The 23,724-nt window shown below is 65.2% G+C and carries 19 protein-coding genes and 1 tRNA gene; 4 read left to right on the top strand and 16 right to left on the bottom strand.

Annotated features, from left to right (window positions below):
- Window positions 1-178 precede the first annotated feature (178 nt).
- The 14 genes from dnaB to IT350_11025 all read right to left on the bottom strand — a co-directional run bounded on the left by dnaB (window position 179) and on the right by IT350_11025 (window position 12,692).
- On the bottom strand, window positions 179-1,546 hold the full coding sequence (dnaB, locus tag IT350_11090; GenBank protein MCC6158585.1) for a replicative DNA helicase: 1,368 nt from the start codon (window positions 1,544-1,546) through the stop codon (window positions 179-181).
- Between the two features lie 91 nt (window positions 1,547-1,637).
- Window positions 1,638-2,081 (bottom strand): 50S ribosomal protein L9, encoded by a 444-nt coding sequence (locus IT350_11085; GenBank protein ID MCC6158584.1) that lies wholly within the window; start codon window positions 2,079-2,081, stop codon window positions 1,638-1,640.
- Entirely contained in the window at window positions 2,078-3,007 is a 930-nt protein-coding gene (locus IT350_11080; GenBank protein MCC6158583.1) for a DUF2232 domain-containing protein, read from the bottom strand. The genes IT350_11085 and IT350_11080 overlap by 4 nt, the downstream gene beginning before the upstream one ends.
- A gap of 15 nt (window positions 3,008-3,022) precedes the next feature.
- The gene (locus IT350_11075) at window positions 3,023-3,277 is read right to left on the bottom strand and encodes a 30S ribosomal protein S18 (protein MCC6158582.1); all 255 of its coding nucleotides are present in this window, start codon (window positions 3,275-3,277) and stop codon (window positions 3,023-3,025) included.
- Window positions 3,278-3,303: 26 nt separating this feature from the next.
- Window positions 3,304-3,708, bottom strand: coding sequence for a single-stranded DNA-binding protein (ssb, locus tag IT350_11070; protein ID MCC6158581.1), 405 nt, complete (start codon window positions 3,706-3,708; stop codon window positions 3,304-3,306).
- A gap of 36 nt (window positions 3,709-3,744) precedes the next feature.
- Entirely contained in the window at window positions 3,745-4,254 is a 510-nt protein-coding gene (gene rpsF, locus IT350_11065; protein MCC6158580.1) for a 30S ribosomal protein S6, read from the bottom strand.
- Window positions 4,255-4,428: 174 nt separating this feature from the next.
- Complete coding sequence (locus IT350_11060; GenBank protein ID MCC6158579.1) at window positions 4,429-6,441, bottom strand: sodium-translocating pyrophosphatase; 2,013 nt, start codon at window positions 6,439-6,441, stop codon at window positions 4,429-4,431.
- A gap of 45 nt (window positions 6,442-6,486) precedes the next feature.
- A complete protein-coding gene (locus tag IT350_11055; GenBank protein MCC6158578.1) occupies window positions 6,487-7,068 on the bottom strand; it encodes an aminoacyl-tRNA hydrolase in 582 nt (193 codons plus the stop codon).
- Window positions 7,069-7,093: 25 nt separating this feature from the next.
- A complete protein-coding gene (locus IT350_11050; protein ID MCC6158577.1) occupies window positions 7,094-7,819 on the bottom strand; it encodes a 50S ribosomal protein L25 in 726 nt (241 codons plus the stop codon).
- 41 nt (window positions 7,820-7,860) lie between these two features.
- Window positions 7,861-8,862 (bottom strand): ribose-phosphate pyrophosphokinase, encoded by a 1,002-nt coding sequence (locus tag IT350_11045; GenBank protein MCC6158576.1) that lies wholly within the window; start codon window positions 8,860-8,862, stop codon window positions 7,861-7,863.
- Between the two features lie 272 nt (window positions 8,863-9,134).
- Window positions 9,135-9,206: transfer RNA gene (locus IT350_11040), tRNA-Gln, on the bottom strand.
- Window positions 9,207-9,394: 188 nt separating this feature from the next.
- Window positions 9,395-11,818, bottom strand: a complete 2,424-nt coding sequence (gene lon, locus IT350_11035) for an endopeptidase La (GenBank protein ID MCC6158575.1) — start codon at window positions 11,816-11,818, stop codon at window positions 9,395-9,397.
- Between the two features lie 75 nt (window positions 11,819-11,893).
- Window positions 11,894-12,373 (bottom strand): OsmC family protein, encoded by a 480-nt coding sequence (locus IT350_11030; GenBank protein ID MCC6158574.1) that lies wholly within the window; start codon window positions 12,371-12,373, stop codon window positions 11,894-11,896.
- Between the two features lie 7 nt (window positions 12,374-12,380).
- Window positions 12,381-12,692: a hypothetical protein gene (locus IT350_11025; protein ID MCC6158573.1), complete on the bottom strand. Its 312-nt coding sequence runs from the start codon at window positions 12,690-12,692 to the stop codon at window positions 12,381-12,383.
- Between the two features lie 164 nt (window positions 12,693-12,856).
- Between IT350_11025 and IT350_11020 the strand changes: the two genes are divergently transcribed.
- The 3 genes from IT350_11020 to IT350_11010 all read left to right on the top strand — a co-directional run bounded on the left by IT350_11020 (window position 12,857) and on the right by IT350_11010 (window position 18,754).
- Window positions 12,857-14,485 carry a hypothetical protein gene (locus IT350_11020; protein ID MCC6158572.1) on the top strand — a complete coding sequence of 543 codons (1,629 nt, stop codon included), beginning with the start codon at window positions 12,857-12,859 and terminating at the stop codon, window positions 14,483-14,485.
- 142 nt (window positions 14,486-14,627) lie between these two features.
- A complete protein-coding gene (locus IT350_11015) occupies window positions 14,628-16,424 on the top strand; it encodes a VCBS repeat-containing protein (protein ID MCC6158571.1) in 1,797 nt (598 codons plus the stop codon).
- Between the two features lie 140 nt (window positions 16,425-16,564).
- Window positions 16,565-18,754 carry a DUF1565 domain-containing protein gene (locus IT350_11010; protein ID MCC6158570.1) on the top strand — a complete coding sequence of 730 codons (2,190 nt, stop codon included), beginning with the start codon at window positions 16,565-16,567 and terminating at the stop codon, window positions 18,752-18,754.
- Between the two features lie 67 nt (window positions 18,755-18,821).
- Here the strand turns inward: IT350_11010 and IT350_11005 are convergent, their stop codons facing one another.
- Window positions 18,822-20,135: a hypothetical protein gene (locus tag IT350_11005; GenBank protein MCC6158569.1), complete on the bottom strand. Its 1,314-nt coding sequence runs from the start codon at window positions 20,133-20,135 to the stop codon at window positions 18,822-18,824.
- 179 nt (window positions 20,136-20,314) lie between these two features.
- On the opposite strand from IT350_11005, the gene IT350_11000 reads away from it, so the two are divergent.
- On the top strand, window positions 20,315-22,018 hold the full coding sequence (locus IT350_11000; protein MCC6158568.1) for a DUF2029 domain-containing protein: 1,704 nt from the start codon (window positions 20,315-20,317) through the stop codon (window positions 22,016-22,018).
- Here the strand turns inward: IT350_11000 and IT350_10995 are convergent.
- Window positions 21,990-23,621, bottom strand: a complete 1,632-nt coding sequence (locus IT350_10995; protein MCC6158567.1) for a glycosyltransferase family 39 protein — start codon at window positions 23,619-23,621, stop codon at window positions 21,990-21,992. The genes IT350_11000 and IT350_10995 overlap by 29 nt on opposite strands.
- Between the last annotated feature and the right edge of the window lie 103 nt (window positions 23,622-23,724).

Here is a 23,724-nt window from a genome sequence, read left to right as displayed (position 1 = left end):
GGCGCAAGCGTTGCGATGTCTGTGCCGCAAACGACAGTGCGCGGGCAATGAATCCGCAATCCGATAACCGGAATCCGTAATCGGACCTGCCCGCGCACTTTCGTCCCTCGGATGCACTCGGGACTTCGTTTGCGGCACCGACGGATGGAGGTGCGACTACAGAATTACACTAAATGCCCTAATAGTGCTCGTCCACGTCGCCGTCGCCCATCTGCGCGCGGTTCTGGAAACGCGTGTGGCGGCCGTCGAAGATGAGCTTCGCGGTGCCGATCGGACCGTTGCGGTGCTTGCCGATGATGATCTCGGCGATGCCCGGCTCGGGCGAGTCCTCGTTGTAGAAGTCGTCGCGGTAGATGAACAGGATCATGTCGGCGTCCTGTTCCAGCGCGCCCGATTCGCGCAGGTCCGCGGGGCGCGGGCGCTTGTTGTCGCGCTGTTCCACCATGCGGTTGAGCTGCGCGAGGGCGATGACCGGGATCTCCATCTCCTTGGCGAGGATCTTCAGGTTGCGGCTGATCTGGGCGATCTCCTGCTCGCGGCTCTGCACGTTTTTCTGCGCGCGCATGAGCTGGATGTAGTCGATACACACCATGTCGAGGCCCTTTTCGGCCTTGAGCCGCCGCGCCTTCATCCGCACGTCCTGCACGGAGAGGTTCGCGGTGTCGTCGATGTGCAGACGGCTCGTGTAGAGCGCCTGCGCGGCCTCGATGAGCTGCGGGAAGTGCATCTCGATGCGCTCGGGGGTGCGCATGTCGGCCATGTCCACGCCGGCCAGCGAACAGATGAGACGCAGCCCAAGCTGCGCGCGCGGCATTTCCATCGAGAAAAAGAGCACGGTCTTGCCGCCGCCCATTTCCGACGCGGCGAACTGCGCCACGTTGAGCGCGAACGAGGTCTTGCCCATGCCCGGGCGCGCCGCGCAGATGATGAGATCGCCTTTCTGAAATCCGTTGGTGTAGCGGTCGAGGTCGAAGAATCCCGACGCCACGCCCGAGTGGATCTCGCCGCTTTGCGCGACCTTGCTCAGGTGCGCGATCGTTTCCCGGATGATGGTGTCGAGGGGGACGACGCCCTCCTCGGCGGTCTGCGAAGCGACTTCGAGCACCGACGCCACCGCGTGGTCGACGATCTCGTCCACCTCGTCGGCGGGGTTGTACGACTGGGCGAGGATGTCGTGCGACACGGAGATGAGACGGCGCAGGATCGCCTTCTCGACGACGATCTGCGCGTAGTTGGCGATGTTGGCCGAGGTCGCCGTGACGTCCATCAGCCGGTCGATGAAGACGAGGCCGCCGATCTCCTCGAGCTGCCCCCGGACCCGCAGGCGCTCGGCGAGCGTGATGGGGTCGATGGGCGCGCGCGCGCGATGGAGATCGACCATCGCGGAAAAGACGAGACGGTGCGCCGTGCGGTAAAAGTGCTCGTCGCGAAGCTGCGTGCCGATCTGATCGAGCGCAGCGGCGCGCAGCAGGATGCCCGCGAGGACCGCGAGCTCCGCGTCGTCGGAGTGCGGCGGTTCGCGCGTCAGGACATCCGCATCGGCCATGCGCTCTCCCCTTTGCGTTTCCCGCGCCGCGTCCTGCCGGAGGCGGACGCCCGAAGGCGTCCTTCCTCGCATCGGACGCCCGAAGGCGTCGTCACTCCTTGACCACCCACACCTTGGCGATGGCGGTGATCTCGTAGCCGAGTTTCACCGGGACGTCGAAGACGCCGGTGCGCTTGATCGGCTCGTCGAGCACGATGCGGCGCTTGTCGACGTCGACATCCTGCGCCGTGAGGGCATCGTGGATGTCGCGGCTGGTGACCGAGCCGTAGAGCTTGTCTTCCTCGCCGACTTTGGCGCTGATCGTGACCTGGAGCGTTTCGCTCTTGCGCTTCACGCTCTCGGCGGCGGACACCGCCTTGCGGCGCCGACTCTCGGCGAGCCGCTTCTGGTGCGCGAGCTGCTTGAGCGAGCGCTCGGTGGCGGCGACGGCCAGGCTGCGCGGAATGAGGAAATTGCGGGCGAATCCATCGGCCACGGCGATGGTGTCGCCGATCTTGCCCACGTCTTCCACGTCGGCCAGCAGAATGATCTTCATGTGTCGTCTCCTTCGTCGTCGGGCTCTTCCCGTACCGCCGGGGGCGGACGGCGAAGCCGTCGAAAGTCGAGCCAAATATCCGCGAGCGCGAGCAGCACCATCAGCGGCACCAGCATCGCGCCCAGAAATCCGAGGGCGAGCACGTACGTGAGCATCCGTCCCGCGGGTCCCACGCGCATTCGCCCCAGCGTGTGCGCGAGAATCGCAAAGCCCTGAAAAAAGAAGGGCTGCGCGAACAGGACGAGCACGTTGCCGGCCAGAACCTGCCATCTCCAGTCCGGTGCGATCGCCAGCACGATGCCGGGCGCGAGCACGCCGAACACCAGCGGCTCCGGAGCGCTCCATCGCGTCAGGTCAATCTCCACCGAGGGGAAAACGCCCACCGGGCTCCACCGCGCGACCGACATGAGGTTCAGCCATACGATGATCGCCGCGAGCTGCGCGTACAGCGCCGGCAGCATCGCGAAGAGCATCCGCAGCCAGGCATCCGGCATGCCGGACATCGACGCGGCCTGTTCCTCGGTCACCGCGCCCAGCGCGACCAGCATTTCGCGATGCGTTCGGGCGCCGGCCTCAAGAAAATCGCGCACGTCGCCCGGCGTCACGCCGAGCCCCGACGCGATCACCGCGGTGTTCACCGCGACGGCGACCATCGTCGCCGCCCACGCCATGAGAAAGACCGATTCGATCCGCTTGAAGCGGACCAGGCCGAATCCGAGCGCGAGCCCGGACACGGCAAACAGCGCCAGCATCCACGCGGCCGTCGGCGCGCCGCCCAGTGCGTACCCCAAGCCGCCCAGCAGGACGACGAGGCCGTAGGCAAAGGGTCGTCCCCGCCGCGTCTTCAGAAAGACGATCGACGAGGGAAAGGTCACGGCCGCGGCCATCACCACGACCATGGCCAGCACGGACGTGGTCGCGTCCAAGCGAACTCCCGTCGGTCAGACCGTGGTGGCGACGTACGGAAGCAGGGCGACCTGGCGCGCGCGCTTGACCGCGGTCATCATCTCCCGCTGGTGCGTCGCGCAGTTGCCCGAAATGCGCCGCGGGATGATCTTGCCGCGTTCGGTCACGAAGTGGTTGAGCATCTTCGTGTCCTTGTAGTCGATCGTCAGGGTCGCGTCCGCGCAGAATCGGCACACGCGCCGCCGCTGCAGCGCGCGACGCTTGCGGGTGCTCAGTCGGCTGATGTTCATGCGTTTACTCCCAACTCGCCGTTCGCTCAGAACGGGACATCGTCGTCTTCAATCGGCGGCGGCGCTTCGTCGTCGGCCACGCCCTCGCGGTCTTCCGCCGCGCGGGGCGCGCCCACGAACACGACGCGGTTCGCCACCACCTCCACTTTCGATCGCTTCGACCCGTCGGTGGCTTCCCACCGGCGTTGTCGCAATTCCCCGTCGATCAGAACCGGTCGCCCCTTCGCCAGGAACTTCGCGCAGTTCTCGCCCTGCGCGCCCCAGACCGTGATGTCGAAGAAACTGACTTCGTCGGTCCACTCGTTGTTCTTCTTCACCCGACGGTTCACGGCCAGCGACAGGCTCACCACGCACGTTCCCGAATCGGTGTACCGTTTCTCGGGATCGCGGGTCAGATTGCCCATGAGGGTGACTTGATTGTAGCTCGCCATCTCGCCCTCCCTCGTCCCGGCGCGCGGAGCCCGGGCTCAGACCTCGTCCGTCGTCGCCTCGTCGGCCGCTTCGGCACCCGGCGCCAGGACGTCGTCTCCGTCCTCGTCGTCGTCGTCGTCATCACCCTCGGCCTTGGGGGTCTCGGCCGCAGCCGGACGCTCCTCGACCTGCGGGCGATCGTCCTCGCCGTCGATCGGCACCATGCGGGGCGTGATCTGGGAGTACTTCTCGACCTCGGCCGCGAGATCCGTCACCTGCTCCTCGAGCTGGACCGTCAGCCAGCGCAGGACTTCCTGATTGATGCGCAGGTTGCGCTCGATCTCGTGGATGATCGACGACTGGCCGGCGAAGGTCGTGAGCTGATAGATGCCCTTGTTCAGCTTCTTGATTTCGTACGCCAGCTTCTTCTTGCCCCAGCTTTCGTGGAGCAGAATCGTCCCGCCCTGGCCGGTGATGGTGTCCTTGACCTTGTCGATGGTCGCCTGCGTGGCTTCGGCGGGAGAGTCGTGACGCAGGACGTACAGCAGCTCGTATTTCCGTAGCACGGAATGTCCTCCTTCCGGTCGTTGCGGCCCCGGCGATTCACGCTCGGAGCAAGGAGTCGGGCGGTGGCCTCGCGGCCGATCGCCCGGTCTATTCGAATGTGTCTCAAGCCCGATCGCGAACGATCGAGCCGCGTTCGCAAACTCGCGATTCGCGAACGCGGAGCGCGCCTTCTATCACAGAAGCGGAGCGATGACCAGTGCCACGACGCTCATCAGTTTGATGAGGATATTCATGGCCGGGCCGCTCGTGTCCTTGAACGGATCGCCGACCGTGTCGCCGACGACGGCGGCCTTGTGCGTGTCCGATCCCTTGCCGCCGTATGCGCCGCCCTCGATGGCCTTCTTGGCATTGTCCCACGCGCCGCCGGCGTTGGCCATCAGAAGCGCCATGAACACGCCGCACAGCAGGGAGCCCGCGAGGAATCCGCCGAGCGCCTCCTTGCCGAAGGCGAAGCCGACGAAGATCGGCGCGACCACCGCGCTGATGCCCGGCAGCAGCATTTCGCGAATCGCCGCGTCGGTGGAAATCGCCACGCATCGCGCCGAGTCGGGCTTCGACGTGCCGTCCTTGAGGCCGGGATTTTCGCGGAACTGACGGCGCACTTCCTCGACCATCTTGCCGGCCGCACGGCCCACGGAGCGCATCGTCATGGCGCCGACGAGATAGGGCATGATGCCGCCGAGAAACAGGCCCACGATCACCATGTTGTTCATGAGCGACAGGTCGGCGATCTGCATCTTCGTGGTGTTCAGATATGCCGAGAACAGCGCCAGCGCCGCGAGCGCGGCGGAACCGATGGCGAAGCCCTTGCCGATCGCCGCCGTGGTGTTGCCCAGCGAATCGAGCTTGTCGGTGATGGCGCGGACTTCGGAGCCGAGCCCGGCCATTTCGGTGATGCCGCCGGCGTTGTCGGCCACCGGGCCGTATGCATCGACGCTCATGGTGATCCCCACGGTGGACAGCATGGCGACGCCCGCGATGCCGATGCCGTAGAGCCCCGCCCAGTCGTAGGACAGAAAGATCGCCAGGGCGAGCACAACGACGGGCAGCGCGGTCGATTCGAGACCCACCGCGAAACCGGCGATGATGTTGGTCGCCGGGCCGGTTTGCGACGCCTTCGCGATGGTGTGAACAGGCTTCGACGCCGTGTAGTACTCGGTCAGCAAGCCGATGACGACGCCCGCCGCGAGGCCCACCACGACCGCGCCATACACGCCGAGGATGTGCCCGGTGCCCCACAGCAGCAGGCCGGTCACGAAAAACGCGCCGACGAGGAACACGCCGCCCGCGTACCACGTCGCGTAGCGCAGCGCCTTGGCCGGATCCTGGTTCTTGAGTTTTTCGACCTGGCGCGAGCCGTAGATCGAGCCGAGAAGACCGACGGCGATCAGCGCGAGCGGCAGCGCCATGTAGCTCATCATGCGTTCGCTCATCGACACCGCGATGATCATCGTGGCGACGACCGCGCCGACATACGACTCGAACAGGTCCGCGCCGAGCCCCGCCACGTCGCCGACGTTGTCGCCCACGTTGTCGGCGATGACGGCCGGGTTGCTCGGGTCGTCCTCGGGGATGCCCGCCTCGATTTTGCCGACGAGGTCCGCGCCCACGTCCGCGGCCTTGGTGAAGATGCCGCCGCCCACGCGGGCGAACAGGGCGATCGAACTCGCGCCCATCGAGAATCCGCCGATGATGCTCGCGAAGTTTTCCAGATTGTGCGCGGTGTTCTCGGCGAAAACAGGGTAGAGGAAGAACAGGCCGAGGCCCAGCAAGCCCAGGCTCGCCACGGCCATGCCCATGACGTTGCCGCCGGCGAACGCCTGCGCCAGCGCCTCGCCCGCGCCCTTGGTCGCCGCCGCCTGCGCGGTGCGCACGTTGGCCTTGGTCGCCGCCGTCATGCCGGCAACGCCCGCCGCCATCGAGCACGCGCCGCCGGTGGCGAAAGCGATCGCCGTCCACAGGTCGCGGAAAATCAGCAGCAGCGTGAAGACCACCGCACCGAAGATCGCGAGCACCATGTACTCGCGCTTCAGGAATACCGCGGCGCCTTCGGCGATCTGGTCGCCCAGCGCGCGCATGGCTTCCGTGCCCGGGTCCGCCGCGAGAATTCGCTGATATACCTGCCATGCGTAAACGAGGCCGACGATGCCGACCAGCCACCCGAGAGAACCGAGAATATCACCCATCGTACGCTCCGTTTCGTTCGAGAGTCCGCTTCGTTTTCCGTCGCGTCAGCCGTCGCCCTCGCGGGGATCGGCGTGGAATCGATTTTGCGCCGCGGCGAGCCCCTCGGAGATCAGGCACTCCACGGCATCGGCCGCCGTCTTCGCCCGCTCGCGCCACGCCGCGCGTTCGACCTCGGGGATGCGCGCGAGCACGAAATCCGCCGTGTCGGCGCCGGGCGCCTCGGGCCGTCCCACCCCGAAACGCACCCGGAAAAATTCGCGATCGGGGAGTTGCTGTTCGAGCGACGCGATGCCCTTGTGTCCCCCCGCGCCGCCGCCCTGTTTGATCTTGAGCCGTCCCGGCGCGAGATCCACGTCGTCGTGGATGACAATCAGCGCCGCGGTCTCGAGCCCGTAAAAACTCATGGCCTGCGTAACCGCGAACCCGGATCGGTTCATGAATGTCGTGGGCTTCTGCAGGATCGCCGAATCCCCGGCGAGCCGCCCGTTGGCGACTTGCGACGACCACTTGTTGGCGAAGCGCGCGCCGAGACGGTCCGCCAGGATGTCCAGCGTCCAAAAGCCCGCGTTGTGGCGAGTCCAGACGTATTCGGGTCCGGGATTTCCCAGGCCCACGATGAGTCGCATCGCCACGGACGCGCGCCCGAACGGACTACTTCTTGCCGCCGCCGGCCGGTTTCGCCGCGGGTTTCGCCGCCGCCGGAGCCGCCGCCGGTTTCGCGCCCGCCGCCGGTTTCGCGCCCGCGGCCGGTTTGGCGCCCGCCGCCGCCGGAGCCGCCGCTTCCTCGCCCGCCGCCGCGACCGGTTTGTCCTCGCGCGGCTTCATGCAGGTCACGACCGGGGTGTCGGCGTCGAGCGCCAGCGTCACGCCGTCCGTCAGGACCAGATCGCGCGCGAAGAGCGTCGTGCCCGTCGTCAATTCGGTCACGTTGCAGTGGATCGCGTTCGGAATGCGGTCAGGCAGGGCGTAGACTTCGATCTCGCGCACCAGATGCTGCACGATGGCGCCCAGCTTGATGCCCTTGGCCTCACCCTCGAACATGATCGGCACAATGACCGAAACGGGCTTGGTCATGTCGATGATCTTGAACCCCACCGACAGCGGCTCGCGCTCGATGAAGTGGAGCTGCAATTCGCGGATCATCACCACCTTGTCCGCCAGCGCCGAGGAACCTTCGACGTTCAGCCGGATCAGGCTCGTCGTGTAGTTGTGCCGCTTCAGAAAATCTTTGAACTGCGCGTGCGCCAACGCCACCGCCACCGGCTTCTCGTCGCGGCCGTAAACGACCGCCGGAATCTGTCCGGCGCGGCGCGCCTTGTGAGCGTCGCCCTTTTTTCCCGCGGGACGCAAGCTGGCGGAAAGCTCGTGAATCGTCATGTTTCCCTCTCCCAGGCGGCGCGTCGGCCCCGCCGTTTGTGTCAGTTGATCACTTCGACGTCGGTGAACAGCGACGACACCGAGCCGCCGCAGTGGATGTTTTCGATCGCATCGGCGAACAGTCTCGCGATCGACACCGCCTGGATGCTCGGCACGGCCCGCGCCGGCTCTCCCAGCGGAATCGTGTCGGTCACCAGCATCAGGTCGATGCCCGAGTTGCGGATGCGCTCGACCGCCGGGCCCGAAAACACCGCGTGCGTGCCCACGGCCAGCACGCGCTTCACGCCCGCCTGCTGCAGGGCGCCCGCCGCCGCGACGATCGTGCCCGCCGAATCGATCATGTCGTCCACCAGCACAGCGACCTTGTCCGTCACCTCGCCGATGATGCGAACCTCTTCGATCTTGCCCGGGCCCGCGCGCCGCTTGTCGATGATGGCGAGCGAGGCGGATTTTTCCAGGATATGCGCCATGTAGCGCGCTCGACGCACGCCGCCCGCGTCGGGGCTGACCACCACCACCTCCGCGCCGTCGAGCACGTCGAGCGACTCGAGATGGCGGCACAGCGTTCCCGTCGCGTACAGGTTGTCCACGGGAATGTCGAAGAATCCCTGAATCTGGCCCGCGTGGAGATCCATCGTGAGCACGCGGTGCGCGCCCGCCGTCTGGATCAGGTTCGCGACGAGCTTGGCCGTGATCGGCGCGCGGGGACTGACCTTGCGGTCCTGCCGTGCGTATCCGTAATAGGGGATCACGGCGGTGATGCGCTCGGCGCTCGCGCGCTTGGCGGCGTCGAGCATGACGAGCAGTTCCATCAGGTTGTCGTTGATGCTTGGACCGCACGTGGGCTGGACGAGGAAGACGTCCTTGCCGCGCACCGTCTCGTGGATCGTCACGTCGACTTCGCCGTCGGCGAACTTGCGCGCGTCGGTGCGCGAAAGGGGCACGCCCAGAAGTTCGCAGATCCGCTTCGCCAACTCGGGGTTGGCGTTGCCGGTGAAAACCCGGATCAGATCCGGATTGATGTGGGGCCTGGCGGCGTTCATGACAACAGCCCTACCACCGCGCTCTTCGCGCGGGCCAAACGATGTTTGGCGTGGATGAAATAGGGACCCGACTCGACGCTCGCGGGCTTTTGCCAGATCGCCCCGCGTGTGTCAAGCCGCGAAAACCCCGACGTTTTTTCCGCAGCCACGCCGCATGCGGCCCGGCCGCCCTCGGCCGGGATTCTGCCCAATCCCGAATGTGGCCCGGCCGCCCTCGGCCGGGTTCGCGATCCCGTCGCGGGCGAGGGCGCCCGCGCCACACTCCCCGAATTCTGGGGCGGAAGGATTCGAACCTTCGAATGCAGGAGTCAAAGTCCTGTGACTTACCGCTTGTCTACGCCCCAAAACGGCCCCGCACCCGCGCGAGGGGTGCGCATTATACGCACGCGCGCCTTCAAATCAATTCGCGAAGCGGGGCGGACCACGCCAACAAATCTGTTGGCAGCAAATCTGTTGACAAGCAGCCCGTCGGCCCTCTGGACGACGGCGACCGGCCGGGCGCGGGCCCGAAACCGGTCGGCTTGGGGGAAGGTCAGATCAGATCGCCGGTCTGGTCGGCGAAGGTCGCGTGCTGCGGAATCTCGACGCCCGGCGCGGTCTGCACGCCCAGCAGGGCTTCGCCGCCGACGAGCGCCGAGCGCAGCACGTCGTCCATGTTCTCGACGATCCGCAGTTCGATGTCCTTGCGGATTTCGGCGGGGATATCCTTGAGGTCCTTTTCGTTTTCGCTCGGGACGAGCACGACCTTGACCCCGCCGCGATGCGCCGCGATGACCTTTTCCTTGAGTCCGCCGATGGGGAGCACGCGCCCGCGCAGCGTGATCTCGCCCGTCATGGCCAGGTCGCGACGCACCGGCACGCCCAGCAGCGCAGAGGCGATCGAGGTCGCGACCGTGATGCCCGCGGACGGGCCGTCCTTGGGGATCGCGCCCTCGGGCACGTGTACATGCAGGTCGGTCTTGTCGGGATCGGGCAGCTTGAGACCGAGCTGCGCAGCCCGCGAACGCACGTAGCTGTACGCCGCCTGCACCGACTCCTGCATCACGTCGCCGAGCTTGCCCGTGATGACGATCTTGCCCTTGCCCGGCACGATCGCCACCTCGACCGGCAGCAGTTCGCCGCCCGCCGCCGTCCACGCGAGTCCGGTCGCGAGGCCGATCAGGTCGCGGTCCTCGAGTTGGTCGCGTCGGAAGCGCGGCACGCCGAGATATTTGGGCAGCGACGCCGCCGTGACGCGCACCGACTTGCCCGCGTTGCCGGTCTTGGTGATGAACCGCGCCGACTTCCGGCAGATGCCGGAAATCTCTCGCTCGAGATTTCGCACGCCGGCTTCGCGCGTGTATTCGTTGATGATGCGCTCGATCGCCGAGTCGGCGATGACGACTTTTTTGTCGGCGAGGCCGTGGTTTTCGATCTGCTTGCGCAGCAGAAAACGGCGCGCGATGTGGAACTTTTCGTTCTGCGTGTACCCGGGAAGCTGGATGATCTCCATGCGGTCCTGCAGGGGGGCGGGAATGCCGGCGAGGTTGTTCGCCGTCGTCACGAACATCACGTGGGACAGATCGTAATCGACGTCCATGTAATGGTCGTTGAACGCGTGATTCTGCTCCGGGTCCAGCACCTCGAGCAGCGCCGCCGCGGGATCGCCACGATAGTCCTGGCTCATCTTGTCCACTTCGTCGAGCAGGAACACGGGGTTGATGACGCCCGCCTTCTTCATGCCCTGAATGATCTTGCCCGGCATCGAGCCAATGTAGGTGCGGCGATGCCCGCGCACCTCGGCCTCGTCGCGCACGCCGCCGAGCGAAATGCGCACCATCGGCCGACCCGTGGCGCGGCCGATCGACTTGCCCAGCGAGGTCTTGCCGCCGCCCGGAGGGCCGACGAGGCACAGGATGGGCCCCTTGATCTTGCCGACGAGGTGATTGACCGCGAGGTACTCGACGATGCGCTCCTTCACCTTCTCTAGCCCGTAGTGGTCCTCGTTGAGGATCTCCTCGGCCCGGTCGATGTCGGCGTTTTCGTCCGCGACCTCGAACCACGGCAGCGAGAGAATCGTCTCGATGTAGTTGCGCACGACGGTCGCCTCGGCGCTCATCGGGCTCATCATGCGCAGCTTCTTCATCTCCGATTTGACCTTTTCGGACGCCTCCTCGGAGAGCTTTTTGTTCGCGATCCGGTCTTCCAGATCCTTCAGGTCGTTCTTGTAGTCGTCCGCGCCGCCCAGTTCCTTCTGGATCGCGCGCATCTGCTCGTTGAGGTAGTACTCCTTCTGCGAGCGCTCGACCTGCTTGCGGACGCGGTTCTTGATCTTGCGCTCGACCTGCAACACCTCGATCTCGCCGCGCATGTGGCTGAAGACGCGCTCCATGCGGGGCACCGTGTCCACCGTTTCCAGAATCTCCTGCTTCTCGTGCAGCTTGAGGTTCAGGTTCACGGCGATCGTGTCGGCGAGCTTCGACGGATCGTCGATCGCCTCGACACTCATCACCAAATCCTGCGGCAGACGGCGGTTTAGCTTGACGTACTGCTCGAACGTCGCGCGCAGCGAGCGCGTGAGCGCCTCGACCTCGATCGAGGGCACGGCGCGCACGGGCACGTCCTCGCACTGCACGAGGAAATAGTCAGTGCTGGGCAAAAACTCGTGGATGCGCGCGCGTGACTGTCCCTCGACCAGCACCTTCACGGTGCCGTCGGGCAGGCGCAGCATCTGCACGATCGTGCCGATGGTGCCGAAGTGGTAGATGTCCTCCGGCCGCGGCGAATCGAACTTCGCCACCTCCTGCGCCGCGAGCACCAGCTCCTTGCCGTGACGCATGGCGTGGTCGAGCGCCGCGATGGATTTTTCGCGCCCCACGAACAGGGGCACCATCATGTGCGGGAAGACGATGATATCGCGCAGCGGCAGAAGCGGCAGCACGCGCCGCCCGCCGGGATTCTCCGGATTCGGGGTCATCTCACGTCCTTTGTCGGCCACTCGTCCGCGCGGCGACCGGTCCTGCGAAGTCCTAGCACGCCGCCTTGCGCCAAGTCAAAGAGAAACGTCAGGAAATTGCGGTTCGACTTCGACATGCGTGAGCACCGACGCGGCGAGAAAGCATTGTTCGTGCGCGCGATGATGAAGCTCGCGCAATTCCGGCTCCCCCGGGGCGCGCGCGGGACCGAACATCACCTTCGGGCGCAGCGTGACGCGCGTGACGGCCGGACGCCCGGCCTCATTCTTCCCCAGCACGCCGACGGCGTTGTCCTCGTAGCGATCAACGACATACCCCGCGTCGGACGCGAGGTGCAGAAACCACAGCATGTGGCAGGAGGACAGCGCGGCGACGAAGGCTTCCTCGGGGTCCACGGCGGCGGCGTCGCCGTGCGGCGCGGGGACAATCTGCGGCGAGGCCGATGCGCGAATCACCGCGCCGCCGTCGAAACGCCACTCGTGAACGCGCGAATATTCGCCGCCGGAAAACGCGGCATCTCCGCGCGACCACCAGATGGACGCCCGATGACGGGTCACGGGTTCCTCACGCGTTTTGATCGACGAGGCGGCCGCGCTCGTAGCGGCCCTTGGCGATGCGTTCCACCTCGTCGTAGAAGACCGCGGCACGCGGGATCGCGGTGGCGAAGGGCGAGATGGCGGCGGTTTCGACGCGGTATTCGCTGACCGTCATGCGGGGGTAGGCGGCGCGGCCATCGCGGCCCGACTTCTCGCGCGCGGCTGTGCGCTCCTCGCGCGGCGCAACGGCGGGAAAACGCGAACGCTCGTCCCCCGAAGTCCGGGGGGCGATGGCGTACGCGGCCTCGACTTCCGCCGCCGTGAGCGCCCGAATCACCATCGACCGCGCATCCCGAATGTGAAACGCACAACAGGCCCGGAATTGTGCCAAATGCCCGCCCGGGAATCAATCGCAAAATCGCGACGTGGTTCGGCGGCAGACAGATCCCGCGCGCCCCACGAGTGGGATTTTCCCGGCACGGCGATTTGCGTTACGCTTTGCGCATGCGGATGCGTATGGCGATCATGGTTTTGGCGCTTGCGTTCGGGGTGTGCGTTTCGTTTGCGGCCGGTCCGGCCACGTCGCCGCTGCCGGTGGACGGACGCGCGTGGATCGAGCCGGCGAGTGTGCTGCTGCACTGGACGCCGCCCGAAGGCAACCCTTCGCCGATCGACCGATTCATCGTGCGTCTCGATCCGAATCCCGCCGCCATCATCGACCCGGACGGCGAGGCGACCTATGGAGGTTCGACCGAAGCGGACGCCCCGAGCTTCGTGATCGGCGCGCTGGAGCGCGACCGCACGTATTACTGGCGTGTTGATACCGTCCTCGAGGACGCGACGGTCGTGACGGGCGACGTTTGGTCGTTCACCACGGAGCGGATCGACATCCCCGGCGCGGTGATCGACTTCAGTCCCGATCCGGAAAACATCTATTACATGTCGCCGGCGATCGCCGCGCTGCCCGACGACACTTTCGTGGCGGCTCACGACGTGAGCGGCGCGGGTGGCGCGCACACCATGCTGCTCGAATCGCGCGACGGCGGAATCAACTGGCGGGAGATCTCCCAGGTCGCGCCACTTCACTGGGCGTCGCTCTTTTTTCACAACGACGCGCTCTACCTGATGGGCGATTCGGGCGGCGGCGCGAACAGCCGGTGCGTGATTCATCGATCCGACGACGGCGGCCACACGTGGACGAGTGCCGACGACGAAAACACGGGCGTGCTGTTTCCCGACACGGGTTATCACACCGCGCCCGTGCCGGTGGTGGTGTACGACGGGCGCATCTGGCGCGCTATGGAGGACCGGCAGGATCCCGGCGACTGGGCGGCGTACTTTCGCGCGTTCGTGATGAGCGCGCCCGAGGACGCCGATCTGCTGGTCGCCTCGAACTGGACGGCGACGAACCGGCTTTCGTTCGACGAGGATACGTGGCTGGGCACGGGCTGGCTGGAAGGCAACGCGGTCGTCACGCCGGACGGCGACGTCGTCAACATCCTGCGCGTCGCGGGGGCGATTCCGTCGCTGTTCGTCGTCGAGTCGGCGGCGGTGGTGCACGTGAGTGACGACGGCCTGACGGCGACCTTCGATCCGCAAAACGACTTCATCGACTTTCCCGGCGGCGGCGTGAAGTTCACGATCCGGTACGACGAGGCGACGGATCTCTACTGGTCTCTCGTCAACACGCAGCGCGATCCTTACGCCATGCGCAACCGTCTGTGCCTGACGGCTTCGGCCGATCTGGTGACCTGGACCGTGGTGTCCGAGATCCTCTACAGCCTCGATCCGGTCTTTCACGCGTGGCAGTACGTCGACTGGCTTTTCGACGGCGACGACATCGTGTTCGTTTCGCGCACGGCGCACCCGATGGGCGGCGGCGTGATGCCCCACGGCTATCACGACGCGAACTTCACGACCTTCCACCGCATTGAAAACTACGCCGATCTGCTCGAAACCGACGACGACATGACGGACGACGACGCGGACGACGACGCGGATGACGACGCGGATGACGACGCGGACGACGATATGACGGACGACGATGCCAATGACGACAAGGATGATGACGAGGGCCATGACGGCGTCGGCGGCGATTCGGACGGCGGTGGTGATTCGGGCTGCGGGTGCTGAGCCGACTCGGTCGGCGTGGATCGGGATGGTGAATTCGTCGGCAAGATGACAAATGTCATGACCACCGGTCGGGTTCTCCCGCGTATCCTCACACCCTTGAATTGCCGATGGTGGAGTTGTGTCGGTTCGTTGGAGGTGGCGAATGCGTCTCACGAAGTGGATTGCCCTTGGTGCGTGGTGCTTGGTTCTGGCGATGTCTTCGGTCGGCTGCGGTTGCGGCGATGACGACGACGATTCGGGCGGCGGCTCCGCGGACGACGACGCTGACGATGATTCGGCGGATGACGACACCGGCGATGACGATACGTCCGACGACGACACGACGGACGACGACACCGGCGACGACGACCTCGGCCCGGAAGCCGGGTGCATTGTCCCCGCCGACTACGACGGCGACGGCGACGAGGAACTCGCCATGGCCACGATGGATTGGGACGACGACCGATTCGTCCTGTTCTTCGTCGAGCCGGGCACGCTGGCGAGCACGGCGAAGCTCACGCTGGAGGGCGTCGCCATCGGCGAGGGCGGAACGCGGTTTTCCGTCGCGGATTTCGATCAGGACGGCATCTGGGACGTGCTGATCGCCGCCTACGACGCGGGCACGCTGGAGACGACATTTCTCGTTTACGCGAACGGCGATTTCGAGACGCCCTTTTACGAGTCCGATCCCGTCGACGCGAATCTGTACGCGTTTGCCATCCTCGACGAACGCAACGACGGCTTCGCGGACTTCGTCACGTATTGCGAGGACTGCGGGGGCGACAAGGGCTACCTCATCTTCCACAACGAGGGTGGAACGATCACGCCCGGGGATCTGATCCCTGACGAAGGTGAGGGGAACACCGCATGGCTGCCCGACTTCGTGCCGGGGCGGCTTTTCCCGACCGCGTCGAACGTGACGGGCGATTCCGGCGCGGTGCACTTCGCGACCTACCGTGAGTGGGACGACGCCGGAACGGAGTACGCGCAGTTTTACGCGTACAACAGCCTGACCGGCGCCCCGGTCGCGTCGACCGATCCCATCGAGGCTCTGAACGGCAACAACTGGTCGAGCGGGCGCGTCGGCGATTTCGACGGCGACGGGATAACGGAGTTCATCCACGCGCTCACGTGGGCCGACGACGCGATCCCGTCGAAGGAGGCATCGCACACCGTGTATGGCTACGTCGGCGGCGTCTTCGTCGAGGAGTTCGCCTCCACACCGGCGGCCGACGCGTACGCGTATAGCCTCTACGATTTCATCGATGTCGACCTCGACGGCGTGCTCGACCCGTTTCTCAACGTCAGCGAGTCGGGAGGGGACGACCACTGGCCCGTTCTCAACGGCCCGGACGGATATTCTGAACGCTTCACGTTCACGCTGCCGCCGGGCTACGTGAGTGAGTTCGCAATGGGCCACCGGCGCGGCGGCACCGCAGTGGGTTTCATTCCCGCGGGCGGGCTCGATCCGTCGCTCGCCGTCATCACGGAACATACCGACGGCGGAGCGCGAACGGGGCAGCTTTCGCTCCTGTCGATGCTCGACGGTTCGGAGACGACGTCGCTCGCAACGATTGCGCTTGGTGAAGGCGGACGCACGACCGCGGGAGCGGCGGACCTGGGCGGCGACGGCATCGTGGATGTATTCGTTCTCGCGCAGGAAGCCGTTTGGGGCGGCGCGGACTGGGTCTACGACTACCGCATCTACCTGTACAACGGCGAGAATATGGACGAAGCCTACGACGCGGACGTCACCACCGCGTTCGATAGTCCGCCGTGGATGACGATGGAGATCGACTTCACCGGCGATCACGCGCCGGACCCGGCGGTCGTCGGAGACGTTGGCGGTGAGACACGCTGGTTGATCTACCCCTGTGACTCGACCGGCTGCGAGGACCCATTGGAGATCGACGCGCCGAGCGCCACGACGTTGATCCAATTCGGCGGGCCGTACCTGTAATTCTTCGCGCGCTGACCGCTCGAAATTCACATATGACATTTGTCATGCAGATTTTGCTTGACGGTGGGGACGGTCGGGGGGACACTGCCCGAGTAGGCACAATTCACTGGATCCACTTTCGAATCGGGAGGTTCGCGGCCATGCGTTTTACAAAGGGATGGATGTGGGTGCTGGTCCTCGCCCTGATGTCCGCGTCGATCGTCGGCTGCGGTTGCGGCGATGACGATGACGACGACGATTCCGGCTCGCCCGCGGACGACGACGCCACGGATGACGATTCCGACGACGACGCCACGGATGACGACTCCGATGATGACGCCGACGACGACGCCGACGACGACGCGGACGACGATGCGGATGACGACGTCGAACCGCAATGCGTGGACACCGATGGCGACACGCGCGGCGAGAACTGCGACGCGGGTCCCGACTGCGACGACGCCGATGAGAACAACTGGGCGAGCTGCGCGACCTGTTTGGACAACGACGGCGACCTGGTTTTCGCCGGGTGCGACGCCTACACGTCGATCGACGGGCCGGACTGCAACGACGGCGATGCCGCGGTGTGGCAGTTTCTGGCCGGATTCGTCGATGCCGATGGCGACTACTTCTTCGGCACCGAGGTGCCGGTGTGTTCGGGCGACAGTCTGCCCGGCGGCTATGCCGACGAAGGCGACGACTGCGACGACACGAATCCGGACGTGAATCCCGCGGGATTCGATATTCCGGACGACGGCATCGATCAGGACTGCGACAGCGGAGATTTCACCGCCGAGGATTCGAACGGCTTCTTTGTCGATGAGGTGAGCGGCAACGACTCCAACGCGGGCACGCAGGCCGCACCCTTCGCGACGATCCAGAAGGGCATCGACGAAGCCGCGGCTGTGGATGGAGGCGAGAACGTCTACATCGCCGGTGGCACCTACGACGAGTCGGTCGTCACGACGGAGGCGTCGCTCTTCGGCGGATACGATCCGGCCGACTGGACGCGCGATCTCGTCAACAATCCGTCGATCGTCAACGGACAGACGACGTTCGCCATCTACGCCATTCCGACGCAGCCGGTCACCGTCGACGGGTTCGAGGTGAACATGCCGGACTCGGTGGTCACGTCCTCGATGGGGATCATGGTGAGTGGAGGAGAGATCCGGATTTCGAACAACATCATCGCCGGCGGAGACGACTGCGGCAAGAACTACGGGGTCTACTCGTTTCTGAACAACGACGTCACGGTCGTCGACAATCAGGTGACGACCGGCGCGAACCTCACCAGCGCGGCCTACGGCATCTTTGCGTACGCGCTGAATTCCGATGTCCGCAACAACGTCATTTCAACGCCGGAATCCGCGACCGTGGCTGCGGGCATTTATGCCACGGCATACTCCGCGCGCGTGAACGGTAACAATGTCGACGTCGGAGATCCCGCGGCCAACGGCTATGGCCTCTACCTCACCGGCTTTGACCCGAGCTCGTCGTTCGAGGTGAACGGCAACACCGTCGAAGGCGCGGACGCCGCGGCCGGCGCGGCGACGGGCATTTTTGCCCTTCTGGCCGACTTCAGCCTCTCCGATAACGTCATCGACGCGGGGGACGGCGCGGTCAGCTCCATCGGCCTTTTCTCGCAATTCGCCTTTGGCATATTCGCGGAGGGCAACGTCTTTCGCGCGGGCAGCTCGGCGGGCAACTTTGGGGTATACGCGATCAACTTCGGCGACAGCATGTTCGAGAACAATCTGATCCACGCCGGGACCGCGACGACGAGCAGCATCGGCCTTTATCTGACCAACATCGACGGGGAATCCGTGATCGGCAACAACACGATCCTCGCCGCTCCCGCCGGATCGAGCTACTCCGTCGGCGCGTTCCTGTATCCCTATCAGGATACCATGTTTGCACCGATGACGGTTATCAACAACACGATCACCGTCGGTGCCGCGACGACCGACACTTACGGAGTGTACTTCTCCAACGACAGCTCCGGCGCGCCGCTGACCTTCGTGGGCAACAACATCACGTCGTCCGCGACGCCCGACTGCCTCTTCCTCCAAGCCGACACGGCGGACTGCATCAACGACCTCGCCGACATCAACGACTGCTCGTGGACGGACTGCGCGGACGCGTCGATGAACCTGAATACGAGCGCCGGCTTCGTGAACGCGGGCGCGGGCAACTACGACCTGACCGCGGGCAGCGACCTCGTCGACGCCGGGGCCAATCCCTTCGCCTACCTGTCGGGATCGTTGGCGTCGTTGCTCTACCGGGACGTCATGGATCGTCCGCGCCCGCGCGGCGCGGGTTGGGATATCGGGGCGTACGAATACCAGCCCTGACGAGTAACGAATCGCGAAATTCAGACGGCGGGGTCGGTTCGGCCCCGCCGTCTTTCCAAATCAGACTTCAGGGCAGGATCGCCTCTCGCGCGGTGGCGACCAGCGGTCGATCGAGGATGTTCAGATACTCCACGATTCGGCCTTCGGAAAACTCGGGCATGTTGACCATGATCGAGTTGAGCCGCAGTTCGCCCTTCTTCAGGTTCCCCATTCCGTCGAGCGTGTAACCGAGATTCCCGCACTGCCCCGCGTCGTTCTCAGGTGCGTCGGGAACGTCCTTGCGATCGACGTAGAAGAGATTCGGCGTGACGCCGAGGCCCTGGTCGTAGGTCAAACGATTGAGCCATGCGCCGCGCCCCGGCGGCGGGAGCGTGACCACCATCCAGCGATAGGCGCCCCGGTCCATCGCCGATTCCTCGGGCGACGTCACGCCGTCGATCGCCACGGCGCGCGGATTCTTTTCGTTGCGATACGTCATGCCCGAAACGCCGCACAGCGCATCGGTCGAAACGGCGAATCGCGGGTCGGAGATCAGCGTGCCCGGATCGAAAGGAACGTTCACCTCGGTCGGAAACTCGAACTGATTGGCGTAGTAAACGTTGTCGAGCATGGCCGATGGCGAAGGGATGTTGAGCAGCAGCACGATGCGGTTCTGCGTATGCCGGATGACGCGCACGGGACCGTCGATCCACGCCACGACCTTGCACGTGAACTGCTCCTCGTTGCGCTCGATCTTCATGAGCCCGGCCAGCGCGGTCGCCGTGAAACGGATCTTGAGCCGGTCGATGGTATTGCGTCCGTCGCCGCCGCCCTGCGCGTTCACGGCGAGTTTGCCGATGCCGATCGGGGCTTTCGGGTCGAACGCCATCGTGTAATTCGCGGCTTGGATTGTATTCGTCGCGGGATCGTAGCGAACGTAATCGACGGGCGAGGCGGCGGGCGGTTTGTCGAAACCGATCAGATAGATCCACGACGACGAACCGTTCACCGGGTCGGCGATTTCGACGGGTAGCGCCGATTTCCATCCGGCGGGAAACGCCGAGCGCTCAACGGAGGTCCCAACGTCTTTCGCCATGAAGACGAGTTCGTCATTCGCGTCGAGCCGTCCATCGTCCACGTCGCGCCCGGCGCGCGGCCCGAGGGGGAAGACGAGCGCTCCTTTGGCGTCGCGCTCGTCGATCTGAAACGGGATGGGCGCGAATCGATCTCCGGCTTTGGCGTAAGCACGCAGATTCGCGATGGGCATTCCGAGGAGCGGCCCGAAATCGCGGGCGGTCATCACGACGACATCGGCCGTCCGCACGCGCGCGTCCGCGAGAGCGGCGTGAGCCGAAAGGATGAAGGCGACCGAAATCCACATCGCACGGAAAACGCATTTCATGAGCGACCCCGAAACATGGGATTGCGAGATCACGCAACTCGCCCGTGCGATATCACGGGCACGAAAATTACGCGAGAAATGTCCGGCGGGGCGAGAAGCGGATTTTGACACATACGGGCTTCGCGGCTAATTTCGCCGCGTTTCGATCAACTGGTGCCGGAATAACCAGAGCGGGCAAGATGTTTCGCCGCGTACACCGACACGCGCTCGGCCTGTCTCTCGCCACCTGCTCGGTCGCCTGGATTGCCGGGCGTCTCGCGGGCATGGGGGCGATGGACGACGCCTACATCACGTTCCGTTGCTCGCGAAACCTCGCGAACGGGCACGGGCTCGTCTACAACATCGGCCAGCACGTCGAAGCCACGTCGAATTTCCTCTACGCCGTCGCCATCGGTCTCGGGATGAAACTCGGAGCGCATCCCGAATTCGCCGGGCTTTGCCTCAACTTCGCGGCGCTCGCCTTCTTGCTCTACGTCCTTTGCGTCGAAGCCGGAATCACGGACCGCGACGCGCTCTGGGATGCACGCCGCATGTCGGGCATCGTCTGGGCCATCGCGGCGCAGCCGGCCATGTGGGTCTACGCGCATTCGGGCATGGAGACGATCGTCTTCACCGCGCTGCTTTTCGGCGGATTCCTCGCCGTCGCGAGGTCGATGGAGAAAGGAATCGGCGGGGCGTGGGCGGGCTTGTGGATCGCGCTTGCCGCGACGATCCGCATGGAGGCCGCCGCATTCCTCGTGCCCTCGTGCGCATTCCTGTTCCTCTATTCGGACCGCGGGATCCGGGTGCGCCGCGTCATCGTCACTGCGCTGCTCTTCGCGGCGATCTTCGTGCCCGTCGCCGCGTATCGTTATTCGTTTTATGGGGACCTGTTCCCCAATACGTACTACGCCAAGGTCGATGGAGGGTCGCTCGCCCTCGCCGAGCGCGGATTGGTCTACATTGCGCAGTGGTTCGGCACCACGCTGCCGGCCGTCGGTGTCATGATCGGCGCGGTCCTGGCCGTGCGGCGCGGGGATGACTTCACGCGCCGCCGGACGGCGCTCGGTCTCGTCTGGATCGCGGGATACATGGCTTACAACATCTACGTCGGCGGCGACTATTTTTCGTTCGGTCGCTTTTTCGTGCCCGTTTTGCCCGTGTTCGCGTGGATGACGCCGACCGCCGTGGAATTCTTGCCGGGCCGATCCGCCGCGAGCCCAGATTCCGCCGTGCGACAACGATTCTGGCGGCGGGCAACGACCTTTTTCGTCATCGCGCTCGTCTGGAATGTGGCGTATCCCCTCAACGGGCTGAAGTACTACACGCAGATCGAACTGGTAAACGCCTGGGCGCGCATCGGCGATGTGCTGCGCAAAAAGGTCCCCCGCGAGACAACGCTCTTTCTCGCGCCCGCCGGAGCGATTCCGTACTTCAGTCGCCTCACGTCTTACGACAGCCTCGGTCTCACCGATCCCGTGATCGCGCGACGGCACGTCGAACTCGGCGAAGGCGTCGCGGGCCACGAGAAGGCCGACTACGCCCGCGTGCGCGAACTCGATCCCGACCTCGTGTTCTTTTTCATCGAGGAACCGGGAGTCGAGGTCAATCTGGTCCTCAACGAATACTTTGAAATGCGCGAACGATACGAGCGCGGCGAGCTGAAGTCGGACGACGTGATCGAGAAGCCGAAGTCATTCGAAGCGCGGCGCGACACCACCTTCGATTTTCTCTTTTCCACCACCATGCTCGCCGAATACGATCTGATGGAGCTGCGCTACCTGCACGACCGCGCGCTGTTTTTCGTAAAGAAAGAGACTGATGTGGCCGTCAAGCAGGCATTCGTCCGGGTCGAACGGCCGGGCGCCGGGAAGGTTACGGCGGCGAAGAAGTCGTCGTCGTGACGGCCGTCGGTGGGTCGCGCCGTCGGTGGAACTCCATGTTGCCGATCGTCGTTTCCACTTCGTAGTGCTCGCGCCAGTGTGCCGAAAGCTCCGGAAACGTCGCCAGAAGCTGCCGTGAATCCAGCTCCCCGCCCGTGATCGGCGCGCCCGCATCGCCGAAGGTGACGATCGCATATGCGGGTTTCTCCGTCTGCACGAGATGGAGCAGCTCCGCTGTCCAATCGGCGCGGCGCCACGCGGGGGCCAGCATCAAATTCGTACCGAACCGCCCCACGCCGCGCCGGTCGGCGTTGAAGAGCACCAGCGTACTCGCGCTCCAGATCCAGATCTTGTCGTCGGGGCGTGTGCGTTTACGCAGGTACTCGCCGCCCAGATGATTCGCGGTGGCGGAGAAGCTGCCGAAATCGCGCAGGTTGTCGAATCGGGACAGATACTGCGTCCACGACAGCTTTCCGGTCGCGAGGCGCGCGCCATCGGCCACGCGTGTGAGCGATTGCCCGGCCATCGCGACGACCAGCAGCGCCGCGCAAACGGTGAGCGTGATGCGATGTCCCGCAAGCACCCACGCGGCGCGCGGTTTCGTCGTGGCCGACGCGAAGGCGAAGCCCGCGAGAACGGACAGCGGCCCGAGCATCGCGAACCAGTGATACACGAAAAACTTCGCCATGATCGCGACGCCCGCGTACGTCGCCGCCGTCCACGTGGCGAGGACGATCGCGCCGTGCGTGAGCGGTCTTGTGCGAAGGAGTTGAATCAGCGCGAGCAACCCGGGCAGCACCACCGCGAGATTGCGCCACGACCAGATGACGTGTTTGGCGATCACGAACCGCGCGAATTCGGGAAACCCGCCGAGATACGTGGTCTGCGCGTATTTCATGTCGAAGTCGAAGACCGTGTAGAGGAAATCGCCGAGTGCGCCCTGCGCCGCGAGCAAGGCGACGTAGCCGCCCACGACCGCCGCGAATCCCGCCCCGACGGCGGTGAGACGCGCGATGCTGCGTGCGAAACCGTAGGGCACTTCGTGCCGACTCTCCGAAAGAATCCACGCGAGCACGGGGAGGCCGAACAGGCCGTGCGTGAATCGGACCCAGAACACGACGCCGATGAGCGCGCCGCACATCGCGTCCCACGCGAAACGCGGTCCGGGGCGATCGAACAGGCACAGCAGCGCGAGCGCCGAGGGCAGTACGATGTAGATGTCGCCGTTCGCCAGATCCCAATACGACGCGGGGATGAAATACACCGCGGCGAAGAGCACGCCCGCGAACATCCCCGCGCGCTCGCCGAACCAGCGCCGCGTCAGACGGCCGAGTGCGAGCGCCGCCGCGAGTTGCCAGACCAGATCGAACATGCGGAACGCGAAACCGTTTTTGCCGAACGCCGCGATCGCCGCCGCGTTGAGGTAGAAGATCGCGGGCGGGCGCGTCTCCCATGCATCCTTGTACGGCGCTCCGCCGTCCAGGATCACATCCGCCACGTAGCCGCAATTACCGTGGTCGAGCCCCATCGGCATCCAAAGCGTCGGAACGCCGACGACCAATACGGCGAGGACGATCCACAGCTCGGGACGCTTCACCACGAATTCTTGGCCGGGTTTCGTCATTGGTTGCCGCGAACGATAGGCAAGTTTTGGTGCGCGAACAAGCGAAACGGACGGCGTGACAGGTCGGGCCGGGATGGATATGTTCTGGCCTCCACGGAGTTCG

It is taken from the genome of Deltaproteobacteria bacterium, assembly GCA_020845895.1.
Taxonomy (GTDB): Bacteria; Lernaellota; Lernaellaia; order JACKCT01; family JACKCT01; genus JADLEX01.
This window is presented reverse-complemented; position numbering and strand designations above follow the sequence as displayed.

What these genes read in the sequence shown, in the direction of transcription:
- IT350_11060 (MCC6158579.1), bottom strand. Translation starts at nt 6,441, where the DNA reads ATGGGTGATATTCTCGGTTCTCTCGGGTGGCTGGTCGGCATCGTCGGC.
- IT350_10995 (MCC6158567.1), bottom strand. Translation starts at nt 23,621, where the DNA reads ATGACGAAACCCGGCCAAGAATTCGTGGTGAAGCGTCCCGAGCTGTGG.
- IT350_11055 (MCC6158578.1), bottom strand. Translation starts at nt 7,068, where the DNA reads ATGCGACTCATCGTGGGCCTGGGAAATCCCGGACCCGAATACGTCTGG.
- IT350_11020 (MCC6158572.1), top strand. Translation starts at nt 12,857, where the DNA reads ATGCGGATGCGTATGGCGATCATGGTTTTGGCGCTTGCGTTCGGGGTG.
- lon (MCC6158575.1), bottom strand. Translation starts at nt 11,818, where the DNA reads ATGACCCCGAATCCGGAGAATCCCGGCGGGCGGCGCGTGCTGCCGCTT.
- IT350_11050 (MCC6158577.1), bottom strand. Translation starts at nt 7,819, where the DNA reads ATGACGATTCACGAGCTTTCCGCCAGCTTGCGTCCCGCGGGAAAAAAG.
- IT350_11025 (MCC6158573.1), bottom strand. Translation starts at nt 12,692, where the DNA reads ATGGTGATTCGGGCGCTCACGGCGGCGGAAGTCGAGGCCGCGTACGCC.
- IT350_11010 (MCC6158570.1), top strand. Translation starts at nt 16,565, where the DNA reads ATGCGTTTTACAAAGGGATGGATGTGGGTGCTGGTCCTCGCCCTGATG.
- IT350_11085 (MCC6158584.1), bottom strand. Translation starts at nt 2,081, where the DNA reads ATGAAGATCATTCTGCTGGCCGACGTGGAAGACGTGGGCAAGATCGGC.
- dnaB (MCC6158585.1), bottom strand. Translation starts at nt 1,546, where the DNA reads ATGGCCGATGCGGATGTCCTGACGCGCGAACCGCCGCACTCCGACGAC.
- IT350_11045 (MCC6158576.1), bottom strand. Translation starts at nt 8,862, where the DNA reads ATGAACGCCGCCAGGCCCCACATCAATCCGGATCTGATCCGGGTTTTC.
- IT350_11005 (MCC6158569.1), bottom strand. Translation starts at nt 20,135, where the DNA reads ATGAAATGCGTTTTCCGTGCGATGTGGATTTCGGTCGCCTTCATCCTT.
- IT350_11000 (MCC6158568.1), top strand. Translation starts at nt 20,315, where the DNA reads ATGTTTCGCCGCGTACACCGACACGCGCTCGGCCTGTCTCTCGCCACC.
- IT350_11075 (MCC6158582.1), bottom strand. Translation starts at nt 3,277, where the DNA reads ATGAACATCAGCCGACTGAGCACCCGCAAGCGTCGCGCGCTGCAGCGG.
- IT350_11015 (MCC6158571.1), top strand. Translation starts at nt 14,628, where the DNA reads ATGCGTCTCACGAAGTGGATTGCCCTTGGTGCGTGGTGCTTGGTTCTG.
- ssb (MCC6158581.1), bottom strand. Translation starts at nt 3,708, where the DNA reads ATGGCGAGCTACAATCAAGTCACCCTCATGGGCAATCTGACCCGCGAT.